The sequence below is a fragment of the Cupriavidus sp. GW821-FHT02F09 genome (genome assembly GCF_059421605.1).
In genome coordinates this window covers 142,499-157,620 of record NZ_JBWKVH010000006.1, presented here as the reverse complement: position 1 = coordinate 157,620, position 15,122 = coordinate 142,499, and the positions used below count along the sequence as shown (strand labels likewise).

Sequence of the window (15,122 nt, the reverse complement as noted above, 5' to 3'; positions counted from 1 at the left end):
CAGCCAGGAGATCGCCGAAACATGATGGTTTTTCCATCCAGAAGTCCCAGCCGGGACCGCGCCGGGATGACATCCACCGAACCGCTGCGCCTGGTGCGCCAGGCGCAGCTCGATCGCCTTGGCAGCGAGACCTTCGACATCCTCATCGTCGGCGGCGGCGTGACCGGCGCCTATGCCGCGTTGGATGCCAGCCTGCGTGGCTATCGCGTTGCCCTGGTGGAGAAAAACGACTTTGCCTCCGGCACGTCGTCCAAGTCCTCCAAGATGGTGCATGGCGGGTTGCGTTACATCGAGCAGGGCAACCTTGGGCTGGTGCGTCATTCCCTGCTGGAGCGCCAACGCCTGCGCAGGAATGCGCGGCACCTCGTGCAGCGCTTGCCGTTCCTCTTTCCCGTGATGGAGAAGGACGGCGTGTTCGACAAGCGCCTGTCCAAGGCATTCGAGAGCCTGCTCTGGACCTACGACCTGGCGGGCGGCTGGCGCGAAGGCATCCTGCATCAAAAGCTCACCAAGGCCGAGGTGCTGTCGCATTGCCCGACCTTCAACGAGGATAACCTGCTCGGCGGCTTCATGTACTTCGATGCGCGCGTGGACGATGCCCGGCTCACGCTGAACATCGCCCGCACCGCGGCCTTTCACGGCGCGGCAGTGGTCAACCACGCGAAGGTGGTGGAGATCACGCGCAATGGTCACGGCAAGGTCGACGGCGCCATCATTCATGCCGGGGATCGAGAGATCCGCGCCAGGGCCGGCGTCGTCGTCATGGCCACAGGCGTGTGGCTGCGTGACTGGACCGGCCGCAAGAAGGGCGAGGAAAAGACGCTGCATATCCGCCCGGCCAAGGGCGTGCACGTGGCCATTCCCTGGCTCAAGGTCCGCAACGACTGCACCGTGACCATCCCCGTGCCGGGGCGCAACCGCCGCGCCACCATCACACGCTGGGGCAACGTCTCCTACCTGGGCACGACGGACGAAGACTACGAAGGCGATCTCGACAACGTCTGCTGCACCCGCGAGGAACTCGATTTCCTGCTGGACGGCGCGCGCTGGGCGTTGAAGACGGACCTGCAGGCCGAAGACGTGCTCGGCAGCATTGCGGGCTGCCGGCCGCTGGTGGCGCCGCCAGGGGGCAAGACGCTGGAGATCAAGCGCAACCATGAGATCCATACCGCCGCCGATGGCCTTGTCACCATTGTCGGGGGCAAGCTGACCACCTCCCGGCACATGGCCGAGCAAACCATCGACGCGGCCCAGAAAGTGATTGGCCAGCGCAACAGATGCCAGACCAAATCCGCGTACCTGCTGGGCGCCGCGGGATACGACGCGCAGGCCATCGTGGCCTCCGGCGGCTTGTCCGCCCACCTGGGCGAGCGCTATGGCACGGAAGCCCGCTTCGTCAGCGACATCCTGCAGGCCGATGCGCGCCTGCAGGCACCGATTGTCGAAGGCCTTCCCTATACCGAAGCCGAGATCGTCTACGCCGCGCGCCACGAGCTGGCGGGGAGCGTGGACGACGTGCTCTCGCGCCGCATCCGCGCCCGCCTGATGGCGCGCGATGCCTCGGCGCGCGCCGCGTCCCGCGTGGGCGCAATCCTGCAGGCCGAGCTTGGCCTGTCCGAATCCGTGGTGGCGCAGCAGGTCAATGACTACCTGGCTGCCGTCGCACATGAAAAATCCGTTCTACTGGGAGATGCACAATGATCAGCAAGGAAGCCATCAAGCGCGGCTACAACCGTGGCAACTACATCGTCGGCGCGCACACGCCGCCGGCCTATGCGGCCACCATCAAGGAAACCGCCAGCATGCCCGGCCTGCAGCGCAACGCCGTCGCCGTGGACGCCGCGCACATCGATGCGCTGCGCGGCGTGGCCGATGCGGTGCTGACGGATACCGCCAGCGTGGTGGCCTGGACGCGCGATTGGTGGGCCGGCTCCATGATGACCGAGACCGCGGGCCGGCCGGCCACGCCGCAGGCCGTCATCGTGCGCGTGTCCACGATCGCGCAGATCCAGGCCGTCATGCGGATCGCGCACGCGGCGGCGATCCCGTTGACGGTGTCGGCGGGCCGCAGCAATGTCACCGGCGCTGCGCTGCCGGTGCGCGGCGGCATCGTGCTGGACGTGTGCGATCTGAACAAGGTGCTGGGCTTCGACAGGGAAAGCCAGATCGTCGAGGTGGAAGCCGGCCTGTTCGGCGACGTGTTCGAGCAGACCATCCAGAAGGACTACGGCATGACGATGGGCCACTGGCCGTCGTCCTTCGCCATCAGCACCGTGGGCGGCTGGGTGGCGTGCCGTGGTGCCGGGCAGCTTTCCACGCGCTACGGCAAGATCGAGGACATGGTCTTCGGCATGGATGTGGTGCTGGCCGACGGCAGCCTGATCAGCGTGGGCGGCTACTCGCGCGCAGCACTCGGCTCGGACTTGCAGCAACTGTTCATCGGCTCGGAGGGCACGCTCGGCGTGATCGTGCGCGTGCGCCTCAAGCTGCATCGGCTGCCGGACTACGGCCGCGCCATCGCCTATGGCTTCAAGACCTTCGCCATCGGCCTGGAAGCCTGCCGCGAGATCATGCAGCGTGGCGCCAATCCCGCAGCCCTGCGCCTGTATGACGAGCTCGAGAGCCGCGTGCAGTTCAACCTGCCCGACACCAACGTGCTGCTGATCGCCGACGAAGGCGCGCGCGAGATGGTCGATGCCGTGATGGCCATCAGCGAAGGCGTGTGCAAGGGGCTCGGCGATGCGCTGGACAGCGAAGCGATCTTCGAGCGCTGGCTGGATACGCGCTACCTGACCGGCAAGAGCGCGGAAGGCTTCAAGCGCAGCCCCGGCTTTGTCGCCGACACGCTGGAGATGTCCGGCCCCTGGAGCGACCTGCCCGCCATCTACACGGATGTGGTCAACGCCATCAACGCCGTGCCCGGCACGCTGGCCGGCTCCGCGCACCAGTCGCATGCCTATGTGGACGGCGCCTGCCTGTACTTCTCGCTGCGCGGCGAGGTCGAGGTGGAGAACCGGGCGAAGTGGTATCGCCAGGCCTGGGATGCCGCCAACGCGGTGTTGATCAAATACAATGCCGCGTTGAGCCACCATCACGGCATCGGGCTGCTGCGCGCGCCGTATATGCGCGAATCGCTGGGCAGTGCGTTTGCGGTGCTGATGGCGGTCAAACAAGCGCTGGATCCCAAGAACATCCTCAACCCCGGAAAGCTCGGCCTGACGGACGCGCTGCCCCACGACCCGGATCGGTAAGCACCATGGATAAGTCCCTCGGGGCACGCCTGACGCGGCACCCGGTTATCGCGACGCTCTTCGGTGTCGAGCAGGCCGATATCCTGATCGAGAGCCACGCCGAGGTCTGCATCGTTGCCAACGTGGAGCTGCGCAAGTTGCAGCCCGTGGTGGCCACGCTGACCAAGGCCGGCAAGTACGTCATCGTCAATATCGACAGCTGCGAAGGGCTGTCGCAGGACAAGGGTGGCGTCGAGTATCTCGCCGATATCGGGGTGACCAGTCTCGTCTCGACCCGGGTGGCCACCATCCAGCGCGCCAACCGGGCCGGCCTGATCACCATGCAGAAGGTGTTCGTGACCGACCGTTCGACCTGGCCGCGCAGCGTCAAGGCGCTGGAGCAAAGCGATCCCAACCTGGTGCAGCTGATGCCCGCGCCCATGCTCGCGCATCTTTCCACCCAGGACCGCAAGGCGCTGCCGCCTATCGTGACCTCGGGGTTCGTCTGCAACAAGGACGACATCCGCAGCGCGATCCGGGAAGGCGCCGTGGCGGTGTCCACCAGCGACAGCAAGCTGTGGAACCTGGAGCCCTCTGAGCTGAAGTCCTGAGGTTCTGAAGCCCTCAAGCCTGATCGAGCGAAAGCACGCCTGCGCGTGCTTTCGCTCGCCGGGCGCTACTCAGGCCCTGGCGCCGTCGGTGTACGGGTCAACCTGGCGAGCGCCTTCGCCAAACGAGTCGAACTTGCCGGTGCGGCCGCCGTCGGTGTATGGGTCCACTTTGCCGGCCCGGAAGTTGTAGCCGTAGCGGTCACCATAGCGGTCACCATCGCGGTCACTGTAGAGGGCACGGTCCTGGGGGCCGGCGGCCTGGGCGGCGCCGGCGAGCAAGGCCGCTGCAAGCGCTGCGGCGGTGAGGGTGGCAATAGCAAATTTGTTGTGCATGGTGTGCTCCTTGAAAGCGGGGTTCGGCCTCTTGCGTGCCGTTGGGTCTCGTGACGTTCTTGACGTTCGTGACATAAATGGGGAGGGGTCAGAGAGGAACGATCTTCGGCTCGCCGGAGTCGGGCCACATCAGCGGCCCGTGATAGCTCGGCGAGCCGCACGGGAACGAGTTCGGGATCGCAGGCATTTCCGGCATTCCGGGCAGCTTCGGAAATTCCCCATAGCCGGGGTCCCTGCGGACGACCATGGGCATGGGGTAGACACCGGTGCCGCCGGTCACGGCGATCCGGGCGGCCTGCTCAAGCTCGCTGAGGCGAGGCAGGTTTCCGATGGATAGGGTGGACATGGCCTTCTCCTGAGTGGGTTGCGGTGGAAGAGCGCCGGGCTCGACGCTCCCCCTTCACCACGCACACGGCATGCCATGGCCCGGCGCCGCGCAGTGTGCGCGGGCGGGCATAAATCCGGTGGAAAACGATGGCGCCGCGCCAACACGCCGGGCAAGCGTCGGCGGCGCACAGACACCTGCGCAGGATTTTTGTCCGTGACTTGCGCGACACCGTTGCGCCTACATCCCCTTGAACGCGTCCGCATAAAGCCGGCTGACCCCCAGCTTTTCCGGCCGGTCGCGCAAGCTCAGTGTGAGCTTGCCGCTGTCATCGCGCAGCGCGCTGGCAATGGCCGTGCAGCGTACGATGGTGCTGCGGTGGACCTGCCAGAAGCACGCCGGATCGATCCGCATCTGCAACTCCCGCAGCGACATGCGAATCAGGTGCTCGCGCTGCGCGGTGACCACCCGCACATACTTGTCCGCGGCCTCGAAATACAGCACCTCGTCAATCGGCACCATCGTGATGGTATTGCCGGCGCTGGCCTGGATTACCTGCAACGGGTTGGCCGCCGGTGCGGCTGGCGGCGCGGGCATGCCAACGCCAAGCAGCGCGCGCAACTGATCCATGGCGGCGTCCAGCGATGGCGGGGCGCCTTGCGGGGCCGCACGCTGTTGCAACGTGGCCTGCAGGCGCGCGCAGGTTTTTGCCAGGCGGCCGGCCTGCACGGGCTTTAGCACGTAATCGACTGCCGCATGCTCGAATGCGTGCAAGGCGTATGTGTCGTAAGCCGTCACGAAGACGATCAGCGGGAACGGCTTGGCCGAGTCGGGCCAATCCTCGGCCAGCGTCTGCGCTGCCTCCAGTCCGCTCATACCCGGCATGCGGATATCCAGGAACAGCAGATCGGGCTGCAGCGCGAGCGCCTGCGTCACGGCGGCCTCGCCGTCGCCTACGGTTGCGACGATGTTAAGCGTCGGCCACAAGCGGGCCAGCTCCGCCTGGAGGTCCGCGGCCAGCAGCGCTTCATCCTCGGCGATCAGGGCAGTGGTTTGCATGGAGGCGATATCGGGCAGGGTGGGCGGCAGTCAATCAGGATAGCGGGAGGCGCACGATGGCCAGCGTGCCGCCGTCGCTGCCATCGCCGCAATCGCCGGCGCGCAGCAGCTGGAAGCTCGCGGCTTTGCCATAGAGCTGGGCGAGCCGTTCGCGCACCTGCGATGTGCCAAAGCAGTCAGAGCCAGGCGGTAGCTCGCTCAAGCCCACGCCGGTGTCGCGCACGGCGAGCACCAGCGTGCCGCCTTCGCGGCGGGCCGTCACCTTGATCCAGCCGCCCGCGACGATGGGCTCCAGCCCGTGCTTGATGGCGTTCTCAACCAGTGGCTGCAGCAGTAGCGGCGGCACAGGCAGGTTGGCCAGGCCAGCGGGCAGGTCGAGCTCGACCTGCAGCCGCGCGCCCATGCGCACCTGCATCAACGCCAGGTAGTCGGCAATGCGATCGAACTCGCATGACAGCGGATGCGGGCCGGAGCGCGACGCCTGCAGCGTGGCGCGCAAGAACGAGATCACCTGGTTCAGCATTTCTTGCGCGCGCTGCGGATCCTGCCCGATCATCACGCGCAGGTTGCCCAGCGTATTGAACAGCATGTGCGGCTCCAGCTGCGACTCCAGCAAGCGCAGCTGGTTCTCCGCGGCGCTGCGCATGGCCGCCTGCGCCCGCGCGTCCGCAGCCGCCATGCGCCCGCGTGCATAGTGGAAGTAAGAGATGCCGAGCGCCAGCACCAGCGCCACCGTCATGCTCAGCAGCAGGGCGCGCGGATTGCGCATCAGCTCCAACGGCGTGCCGTGGCTACCGGTGAGCACGTTGGCAATCGCATGTCCGCCAAAATAGCCCACCACGCCAGATACGACGATCCACGGAAACATCCACTTCCAGTCCGGCCAGCGCCGCGGCGTGGTGGGAGCGCCCGGCGAGGCATTGGGCAGCCGGCGCGTGAGGCCATAGCGGCCCAGCTTCACCAGCGCCTGTATCATCATCGTGATGCACAGGGCATAGGCCAGGTTCATGCCAAACGGCTCGCGGAACACGACGGAGAAGAAGCCGGCGGAGCCGAACGCCACGGGCACGCCAATCCGCAGTTCGCGAAACAGCCAGGCCAGTTCCTTGGCGGGATAGCGCATGATGCGCTGTGGCCGGATGTCAGCCACCAGCAACGCCTTGCGGCATCTCAGCCTGCGGGCGCCGCGCGCGCAGTTCCGCCGTGGTACTGCCCTCGCCATGCGGCGTCCAGCCCGGCGGCATGAACAAGTACCCAAGGAACGCGCGCAAGCTGCGCGCCCCGGCCAGGTCGCGCAACAGATGCACCCACTGCGTGAACTCGATGCGCAACGGATTCGCGCTCTCGATCGGATGCACAAGGCCATACCGGCAGGGCAGGTCCTCGCGCTCCTTCACGTAGGTGCCGAACAAGCGATCGAACACCACCAGCACACCGCCATAGTTCGCATCCAGGTACTCAAGGTTGGATGCGTGATGCACCCGGTGCGCCGAAGGCGTATTGAAGATCCCCTCCAGCCAGCCCAAGCGCGGAATCCACGTCGCATGAATCCAGAACTGATAGAGCAGGTTCAGCGATAACACGGCAAACACTATTCGCGGCTCAAAGCCAATCCAGGCCAGCGGTACGAAGAACAGTGCCGTGCCGGTCAGCTTGCCGAGCACCCCGATGCGAAATGCCGCCGACAGGTTCAGCTGGTTCGGCGAGTGGTGCACCGCGTGGTTGCTCCAGAACCACCGCACCCTGTGGGCCGCGCGGTGATACCAGTAGTAGCAGAACTCCTGCCCGATAAACAGCAGCGGCAACGCGATCCAGCCGGTGGGATGGATCGTCATCCAGCGGTGCTCGAACGCCAGCCGCACCAGCGGCGCCGCGATCGACAGCGGCAAGGCAATGCCCACCGCGATGCGCGCCACCAGATCCAGCGCCGACACCCCGAACGCCCGCCAGTCGTAGCGCTGGCGGCGCGACAAGACGATGGCCTCGATCAAGGCGAATGCCAGTACCGACGGGGCCGCGATAAACAGCTGAAACTGATCGAGTGCGTTCATGGCTGTAGACCTGGACGTGGTTCGGGATAGCGGTTGCTGGCTTCAGTGGCTGGTTTCAGTAGCGGCCTGAGTGATCAGCCCGGCACGCTGTTGGGCATTGCCTGCCGGGTCAGCCTCCAGGTCACCAGGCTACGTGAGAGGAAGATACCGCTAACGGCACCATAGATAAAGCCGATCGGCATCGCCACGCCGCCGTGCCACAGCAAGCCGGGGTTTACCGCCATGGCCACGCTCACGCCGTAGCGGGTGATGAACAGGCAGAGGATCAACGCCAGCGGCACCCAGCTTGCGGGCACCAGCAGGCGGCGATCGGCCTCCAGCCAGCGAATGCCGCTCCAGGCGCCGATGGTGTGGGCCAGCGCCAGCGCGACAGCTACACCCACTCCCCATCCAAGCAGCGCGAGCGGCTGTGCAGAGAAAGCCGAGATGACGCCGCCCAGCGAGACCGCCGCCATGGCCACGGGCACAGCCGTGGCGCGTGCCGGCGTCATCCGCCTGGGGACGGTTTGCGAGAGGCCGAGCGCGATCAGGCCCGCGAGCAGGATCCAGACCCATCGGGGCGTGTGGCGGAGCATTTCAGTGAGCATGAGGGCAACCAGTCTTGTCAGGGGGAAACGCGATGGTGCTCATGTTCGGCTGATGCCGGCTCGGTGTGCGGATCAGTGCGATGAAACGCCGGATGGTGTCGCGAAGTGCGGGCGGTGCAGGTCGAGTCGCCAGCGCGTAGCTGCCGGTCCCGGGCGAGGTAGCCGGAGCCGGGTGTATCTGGCTTCGCTTTCGGGGGGCGCCAATTGGCCTCTATCCAGGCTGAGGAAATCTGGCCATGGAGATATCGGCCAGGTATGACCCATCGGGCAGACGTATCCGCTTCTCGAAACGTCCCTCCTGAACAAAGCCAAAACGTGCATAGAGAATGCGAGCCCGCCTATTGGTCTCGCGCACGCGCAGTTCGATCTTTTCGACGGCCGGTGTGCGATCCGCCCACGCAAGCAGTGCTGCCATCAGCGCGGTGCCGATCCCAAGGCCAAGGTGCCCGGGATGGACGACGATCGTCAGCGTGAACACGTGCGCAATGGACTCCAGTCCCAACGGCTCAAGCAGTGCGTGGCCCACCAGCTTGCCGTTGACCTCGGCTACGAGATAGGCGCCCTTTGTGGAGAGGACTTCGATCTTTTGCGCGAATGCGGATTCGTGGAACTCATGTTGCCGCGATACAAGCAGGCCGGGGGTGGCGGCTGTAGTCCGCTCGGCCGAGCAAAGCGCCGGGGCATCTGCCTTGGTCGCTTTCCGGATTTTCAGGGTCTCTGGCATGGCAGCCTTGTCTATGGAGTGCATTGGTGCCGGGGGACGTCCCTGGCTGATGCGGGCTTTTCTACACCCCACGAGCCTTGTAATCAGCTAGTACCACCCGATAGGCCGCGACGGCACCACGCGAAAGAAACAGCCGCCGTGACTCAAATGCGCGCAGCCAGAATTGAACCACGGCTTGAGGAACGCCCTTCTGGTTTGCAGCTTGCTCGACAATATTGGCCACCTCGATTTCCAACAGCGCTGCATAGGTGCCTCTGCTGATGGCAACCCGATGCCCATGCTTTGGCGCAACCCTGTGAAATGGGCCCTCGATCGGCACGTTGTATAGCGCTCTGCGGTCGGCGATGCAGAAGGCGTAGGCAAGGTTCTCCGCCTCGGTCCCTATCAGGCCGGCAATCGTCCCGCGGCGCGAAAGCGGCTGTGCCTTGGCCGCGAACTCTTCCGTGCCGTAGATGCTGTGGAATGCTCCGGCCAGTGCAACGAAGTCGGGATTGCCCCAGGCGCCAAGAAGCGCATAGGTTCCGATCAGATGCGCGGACAGGGGGCGGCCGTGGTGATTGATGTCATCCGCTCCCAACTCTGATAGCGCGTCGCGCAGCGTGGCTGCGTCGGTGATCTCACGGTTCATTTTCTTGCTTGCCGTCATTTGGGCACCAGGCAAATGATAGCTGCGCCACGATTGGCAATGCGCAAGCGTTTGCTGGTGCCGGGCGGGCCTGTGGGGCCGGGGCGTTGTAGGCGCTCCCTCCGCGCACCGGGAATACCCGTATTGGAAGAATCATCCAGCCGATCATAATCCTGATAATGATGATCATAAATAGGCTGTAAGCGATGTCCAAGGATCCCAAGCCCCAAATCTCTGGCACCAGGCGCGTGAAGCGCTCAGACCAGGTGGTCACCGACATCAAGCGCTGGATCGTCCAGACTCACCAGAAGGTCGGCGATAAGCTGCCGCAGGAGGCGGCCCTCATCGAGCAGATGGGCGTGGCGCGCGGGACCGTGCGCGAGGCGCTGGCCGCCCTGCAGGTGCAGGGCCTTGTTACCGTCAGCACCGGGCCCAACGGCGGCGCCACGCTGGCGCAGCCCTCGTACGATCGGTGCCTGGAGGCTGTCTCCAATTTCCTGTACTTCCAGCCGGTCGATATTGCCACGCTGTACGCCTTGCGCCGCGCGGTAGAGCCCGAACTGGCTGCCAACGTCGCACTGCGCCTGACCGACGCTGACCTGGCCGAGCTCGACGCGCTGATCGGGCTGAGCCATCCGGCGCACGGAGGCAGCGCGGACTGGAACGAGCGGCGCGAAGCGGACCTGCTGTTTCACGACCGGCTGACCGATGCGTGCAGCAGCCCCATGCTGGCGCTGTTCTGCCGCTTGCTCAACGACATCATTCGCCGCGTGATCGTCGTGCGCAATGCGCAGGACAGCTTCGAGCGTTTCGACGATGAAATCATCCACAGCCACACGGGCCTGATGGACGCCTTCCGCGCGCGCGATGCCGACCGTGCACGCGCGCTCATGCACGAGCATATGGAGCACGCCGAAGCCCTGGCCCTTGAGGCCGAATCACGCGTCGACCGGGCAAGCCTGCTGATGAGCCCTAGCGACTAAGCCACCGCCGCGCGGGCCCGCCCGCCGGCATCCACCATCCGCCTCGCCAAACTCCCACTTTGCATTGGGGGCGGGATCGCTTTTGCCCGAAATTCCTGGAGTCTCAACGTGAATACCCCCGAAACGCTGTGGCGCTGGAGCGCCGTCGATATTGCCGCCGCCGTGCGCCGCCGCGACATTTCCTGCCGCGAGGCCACCGCCAGCGCGCTCGCACGCATCGAACAGCTCAACCCGCGCATCAACGCATTGGCAGAGGTGCTGGCCAAAGACGCGCTGGCGAGTGCCGATGCGGCTGACCAGCAAGTCGCCAGCGGCGCGCAACTTGGCCCGCTTCATGGTGTGCCCGTCACGATCAAGATCAATGTGGATCAGGCCGGGCACGCCACCACCAACGGCGTGATCCCGCTCAAGAACAACATCGCGCGTGAAGACGCGCCCGTGGTGGCGCACTGGCGCAATGCCGGCGCCATCATCGTGGGGCGCAGCAACACCGCCACCTACTCGTCGCGCTGGTTCACGGACAATGGCCTGCACGGCCGCACGCTCAACCCCTGGGATCCGGATATCACGCCCGGCGGCTCCAGTGGTGGCGCCGCCGCTGCGGTGGCTTGCGGCATGGGCGCGCTAGCCCATGGCAACGACATCGGCGGATCCATCCGCTATCCGGCCTATGCCTGTGGCGTGCCCGGCTTGCGGCCCACCATAGGCCGCGTGCCCGCGTACAACCCCAGCGCCAGCGCTGAGCGCAGCATCACGCCGCAACTGATGTCGGTACAGGGTGCCATGGCCCGCAGCATGGCTGACCTGCAGCTTGGCTATCACGCCATGGCGCGCTACGACGCGCGCGATCCAGCGTGGGTGCCGGCGCCGTTGGAGTTGCCGCCGCCGGTGGGCCCGATCCGCGTGGCGCTCTTCAAGCACTGCCCAGGCATTCCCATCGACCCGGCGGTGAGCCACGCACTGGACAGCGCCGCCCATTGGCTGCAGCAAGCCGGCTACACGGTGGAAGAAGCCGCTTTGCCGGATTTCCTTGAAGCCGCCGCGCTATGGCGCACGCTGATCACGGACGACAGCCGCCGCAACATCATCGCCGGGGTGGACCAGCACGGCGACGAAGCCATGCGGCGCAGCCAGCGCAACATGATCGAGGGCATGGCGCAGACCAGCCGCGATGGCTTTCTCGATGCATTGGCGCGGCGCCAGACACTGGCGCGCAACTGGTCGGTCTTCCTGGATAGCTATCCGCTGGTGTTGATGCCGGTGTCATGGCAGCGGCCCTGCGCGCAGGACGCGGACATCGGCACGCTTGAACAAACGCACGCACTGCTCGACGCCCAGAGCCCGCTGCTCGCCACCGCCATGCTTGGCATGCCGGGCCTTTCGGTACCCACGGGCATGGCCGGCGCCATCCCCGTTGGCGTGCAACTGATGGCCTGGCGCTTCAGGGAAGACCTGCTGCTGCGAGCAGGGCAGGTCATCGAAGACGCAGCACGCTTCACACCATTCACCGCCCGGTAATCTCCCCGCAAACCAACCAGGAGCATCCAATGAACGACCGCAACCATAACGCCGCTGTGCGGCTCTCGCGCCGCGCCATGCTGGCCGGCACTGCCGCCGTCCTGTGTGCGGGCAGCGTGATCTCGCGTGCAGCGTGGGGCCAGACTGTCTCGCGCATCATCGTGCCGTTCCCGGCCGGCGGGCCAGCCGATTTCATGGGGCGCTTGCTGGCGGAGAAGTTGAAGGATGCGATGGGCCGCACCGTGATCGTCGACAACCGGCCCGGCGCCGGCACCCGCGTGGCGGCCGAAGTCCTGAAGAACGCGCCCGCGGACGGCAACGCCGTGCTGCTGGCGCCAGTGGACCCGATGTTCATCGGTCCGCTGATCTACAACAACATGCGCTTTAATCCCGTTACCGACTTCAAGGCCATCACCGATGTGGCCGGCGTTCAGTTCGGGCTGGCGGTGAGCGCCAGCTCGCCGATCAAGACACTGGCAGATTTTGTCCAGGCGGCCAAGGCCCGTCCCGCCGAACATTCCATCGGCATCAGCACCGTTGGCACGTTGCTTCATTTTCTCGCGGTGGAATTCGTTGCCCAATCCCATACGGGCAGCACCCTGGTGCCCTATCGCGGGGGCGGCCCCCTGGTCACCGACCTGATGGGCAACCAGATATCCGCCGGCATGGACGCAACCACCACCTTCATGGAATATCACCGCGCCGGCAAACTCCGCGTGCTGGCGGTGGCCGGCGACAAGCGTGCCGATGCGCTGCCCAATGTGCCCACGTTTGCGGAGTCCGGATTCCCAAACCTGGTGACCTCGTCGCGCTATCTGCTGTATGTGCGCGCGGGCACCGCGCCCGACGTGGCCGCGCAGTGGGGCGACGCCGTGCGCAAGGTCCTGGCCATGCCGGACGTGCGGGAGAAGCTGGCGCGCACCGGGTATGACCTGCTGCCGGGTGGCGCGCCGGATGAGGTGGCCAGGTATGCGAACGCCCTTGCCGCGCGCTGGACGCCGGTGATCAAGGCTTCGGGATTCAAGGGGGATTGAGGGGGCGCCGATTGCCCGCGCGCGCGGCAGCCGGTGTCGCCCGGCGCACGCAACTTGGTCTGTCGTCTCCAACGATTTCGCCTATAACTGTACGGTGGTACGTCCGGCACACCAATGCAAGGGAGACTTTCCATGGGCAAGCGCATCACCATCGACGTAGCCGACGGCAGCTTTGCCGCCTATCTGGCCACGCCATCCGCCAACGCGCGCGGCACCGCCATCGTCGTGATCCAGGAGATCTTTGGCATCAACGCGGACATGCGGCAGACGTGTGACGACTTTGCCAGCCAGGGCTTCGTTGCCATCTGCCCCGACCTGTACTGGCGGCAAGAGCCCAATGTGGAGCTGACCGACAAGACCGAGGCCGAATGGAAAAAGGCGCTGGCGCTCTACACCGCGTTCGACGTGGACAAAGGCGTGGCAGACCTCGATGCCACCATTCAGGCCGCACGCAAAGCGCCGGGCGTGAGCGGCGGGGTAGGCACGGTCGGCTATTGCCTTGGCGGCCTGCTGGCGTTCCTGACCGCGGTGCGCACCAACGCAGATGCCGCGGTGTCCTACTACGGCGTTGGCATCGACAAGCATCTGGCCGAAGCCAGCAAGCTGTTAGCGCCGCTGTTGATGCACATCGCCGAAGAAGACGAGTTCGTGCCGCCGCAGGCGCGCGCAACCATCATTGAAGCCCTGCGCGAGCGCCCCAAGGTGGAAATCCACACGTACCCCGGCTGCATGCACGCCTTCGCGCGCAACGCTGGCGTGCACTACAACGCCGACGCAGCCAAGGCCGCCAACGCGCGGACGCTGTCTTTCTTCCAGGCGATGCAGTAATCCGGCAGGTCCCGCTGCAACCCACAAGGAGGTCATTCCATGAGTGAGATCACTACCAAGGACGGCACGCACATCTTCTACAAGGACTGGGGCACGGGCCAGCCCATCGTGTTCCATCACGGCTGGCCGCTCAGCGCGGACGACTGGGACGCGCAGATGCTCTTCTTCCTCTCCAAGGGCTTCCGGGTGATCGCACACGACCGCCGCGGCCACGGGCGCTCCACGCAGACCGACACCGGCAACGAGATGGACACCTACGCCGCGGATGTCGCCGCGCTGGCCGCCCATCTGAACCTGAAAAACGCCGTGCACATCGGCCACTCCACCGGCGGCGGCGAGGTGGCACGCTACGTCGCGCAGCACGGCGCCGGCCGCGTAGCCAAGGCGGTGCTGATCGGCGCCGTGCCGCCGATCATGGTCAAGAGCGCCACCAACCCGGGCGGCCTGCCGATGGAGGTGTTCGACGGCTTTCGCAGGCAGCTAGCCGCCAACCGGGCACAGTTCTACAAGGACGTGCCGTTCCCGTTCTACGGCTTCAACCGGGAGGGGGTCAAGCCATCCGAAGGCATCATGGCGAACTGGTGGCGCCAGGGCATGATGGGCGGGATCAAGGCGCACTACGATTGCATCAAGGCGTTCTCGGAAACGGACTTTACGGAAGACCTCAAGAAGATCGATGTGCCGGTGCTGATCCTGCATGGGGACGATGACCAGATCGTGCCGATTGCGGATTCGGCTTTGCTGTCAGCGGAGCTGGTGAAGCAGGGCACGCTGAAGGTTTACAAGGGGCTGCCGCATGGCATGTGTACTACCCATCCTGAATTAATCAATCAGGATTTGCTTGAGTTTGTTCGGAGGTAGGGCAAGGAGAATGCGGCAATTCTTGGTGTTGCCCTTGGTGGGCGGCCTGCGGGTTTGGGGGCGCGTTGAGTAAGCTGCTGACGTGCGAGGTTTATAGCCCCGCTGACGCGGTGGGTGTCTCTTGGGGGCGGGGTTTTACTGCTTCTAGCTGCTGGCGCGGCTGTACGGTGTTGGCCGATTTAGAACGTGTGAGATGTCACTTTTCTTTACTCGTAAAGAAAAGTAACCAAAAGAAAGCGATCCTTGCAGGAGGCTGGCGTGGCGTCATTGGGAGCCCCAATGGTTTCGTCGTACGGCCCCGGGTGCTAACGGACTCGTGCCGTTACCGGTTCAGAGCACCACGACCCAGCCAA

At 65.4% G+C, this 15,122-nt stretch carries 16 protein-coding genes; 8 read left to right on the top strand and 8 right to left on the bottom strand.

Annotated features, from left to right (window positions below; genetic code table 11):
• Positions 1–21 precede the first annotated feature (21 nt).
• Genes AC07XB_RS09635 through AC07XB_RS09625 form a run of 3 tightly spaced genes read left to right on the top strand, consistent with a single transcriptional unit; the run spans position 22 to position 3,841 of the window.
• Positions 22–1,701 carry a glycerol-3-phosphate dehydrogenase/oxidase gene (locus AC07XB_RS09635; RefSeq protein ID WP_492828982.1) on the top strand — a complete coding sequence of 560 codons (1,680 nt, stop codon included), beginning with the start codon at positions 22–24 and terminating at the stop codon, positions 1,699–1,701.
• A complete protein-coding gene (locus AC07XB_RS09630; protein ID WP_492828980.1) occupies positions 1,698–3,251 on the top strand; it encodes an FAD-binding oxidoreductase in 1,554 nt (517 codons plus the stop codon). Before AC07XB_RS09635 ends, AC07XB_RS09630 begins: the two co-directional genes overlap by 4 nt.
• Positions 3,252–3,256: 5 nt before the next feature.
• Entirely contained in the window at positions 3,257–3,841 is a 585-nt protein-coding gene (locus AC07XB_RS09625) for a glycerol-3-phosphate responsive antiterminator (protein WP_416049569.1), read from the top strand.
• A gap of 69 nt (positions 3,842–3,910) precedes the next feature.
• Here AC07XB_RS09625 and AC07XB_RS09620 read toward each other — a convergent pair whose 3' ends face one another.
• From AC07XB_RS09620 to AC07XB_RS09585, 8 genes are all read right to left on the bottom strand, one after another.
• Complete coding sequence (locus AC07XB_RS09620; RefSeq protein WP_492828978.1) at positions 3,911–4,174, bottom strand: hypothetical protein; 264 nt, start codon at positions 4,172–4,174, stop codon at positions 3,911–3,913.
• An 88-nt stretch (positions 4,175–4,262) separates the two neighbouring features.
• Positions 4,263–4,520 carry a hypothetical protein gene (locus tag AC07XB_RS09615; protein ID WP_492807902.1) on the bottom strand — a complete coding sequence of 86 codons (258 nt, stop codon included), beginning with the start codon at positions 4,518–4,520 and terminating at the stop codon, positions 4,263–4,265.
• A 219-nt stretch (positions 4,521–4,739) separates the two neighbouring features.
• Positions 4,740–5,558: a LytR/AlgR family response regulator transcription factor gene (locus tag AC07XB_RS09610; RefSeq protein ID WP_492807900.1), complete on the bottom strand. Its 819-nt coding sequence runs from the start codon at positions 5,556–5,558 to the stop codon at positions 4,740–4,742.
• 34 nt (positions 5,559–5,592) lie between these two features.
• A complete protein-coding gene (locus AC07XB_RS09605; protein WP_492828976.1) occupies positions 5,593–6,708 on the bottom strand; it encodes a sensor histidine kinase in 1,116 nt (371 codons plus the stop codon).
• Positions 6,701–7,609, bottom strand: coding sequence for a sterol desaturase family protein (locus AC07XB_RS09600; protein WP_492807897.1), 909 nt, complete (start codon positions 7,607–7,609; stop codon positions 6,701–6,703). The genes AC07XB_RS09605 and AC07XB_RS09600 overlap by 8 nt, the downstream gene beginning before the upstream one ends.
• Positions 7,610–7,683: 74 nt before the next feature.
• The gene (locus tag AC07XB_RS09595) at positions 7,684–8,196 is read right to left on the bottom strand and encodes a DUF6622 family protein (RefSeq protein ID WP_492828974.1); all 513 of its coding nucleotides are present in this window, start codon (positions 8,194–8,196) and stop codon (positions 7,684–7,686) included.
• 211 nt (positions 8,197–8,407) lie between these two features.
• Complete coding sequence (locus AC07XB_RS09590) at positions 8,408–8,920, bottom strand: GNAT family N-acetyltransferase (protein ID WP_492828972.1); 513 nt, start codon at positions 8,918–8,920, stop codon at positions 8,408–8,410.
• A 61-nt stretch (positions 8,921–8,981) separates the two neighbouring features.
• Positions 8,982–9,566 (bottom strand): DUF6817 domain-containing protein, encoded by a 585-nt coding sequence (locus tag AC07XB_RS09585; protein ID WP_492373066.1) that lies wholly within the window; start codon positions 9,564–9,566, stop codon positions 8,982–8,984.
• A gap of 227 nt (positions 9,567–9,793) precedes the next feature.
• On the opposite strand from AC07XB_RS09585, the gene AC07XB_RS09580 reads away from it, so the two are divergent.
• The 5 genes from AC07XB_RS09580 to AC07XB_RS09560 all read left to right on the top strand — a co-directional run bounded on the left by AC07XB_RS09580 (position 9,794) and on the right by AC07XB_RS09560 (position 14,769).
• Positions 9,794–10,528, top strand: a complete 735-nt coding sequence (locus AC07XB_RS09580; protein WP_492807891.1) for a FadR/GntR family transcriptional regulator — start codon at positions 9,794–9,796, stop codon at positions 10,526–10,528.
• A gap of 108 nt (positions 10,529–10,636) precedes the next feature.
• Positions 10,637–12,046: an amidase family protein gene (locus tag AC07XB_RS09575; RefSeq protein ID WP_492807890.1), complete on the top strand. Its 1,410-nt coding sequence runs from the start codon at positions 10,637–10,639 to the stop codon at positions 12,044–12,046.
• Between the two features lie 29 nt (positions 12,047–12,075).
• Positions 12,076–13,080 (top strand): Bug family tripartite tricarboxylate transporter substrate binding protein, encoded by a 1,005-nt coding sequence (locus tag AC07XB_RS09570; protein ID WP_477133111.1) that lies wholly within the window; start codon positions 12,076–12,078, stop codon positions 13,078–13,080.
• 132 nt (positions 13,081–13,212) lie between these two features.
• On the top strand, positions 13,213–13,908 hold the full coding sequence (locus AC07XB_RS09565) for a dienelactone hydrolase family protein (protein WP_492828969.1): 696 nt from the start codon (positions 13,213–13,215) through the stop codon (positions 13,906–13,908).
• Between the two features lie 39 nt (positions 13,909–13,947).
• Entirely contained in the window at positions 13,948–14,769 is an 822-nt protein-coding gene (locus AC07XB_RS09560; RefSeq protein WP_492373070.1) for an alpha/beta fold hydrolase, read from the top strand.
• Positions 14,770–15,122: the final 353 nt, after the last annotated feature.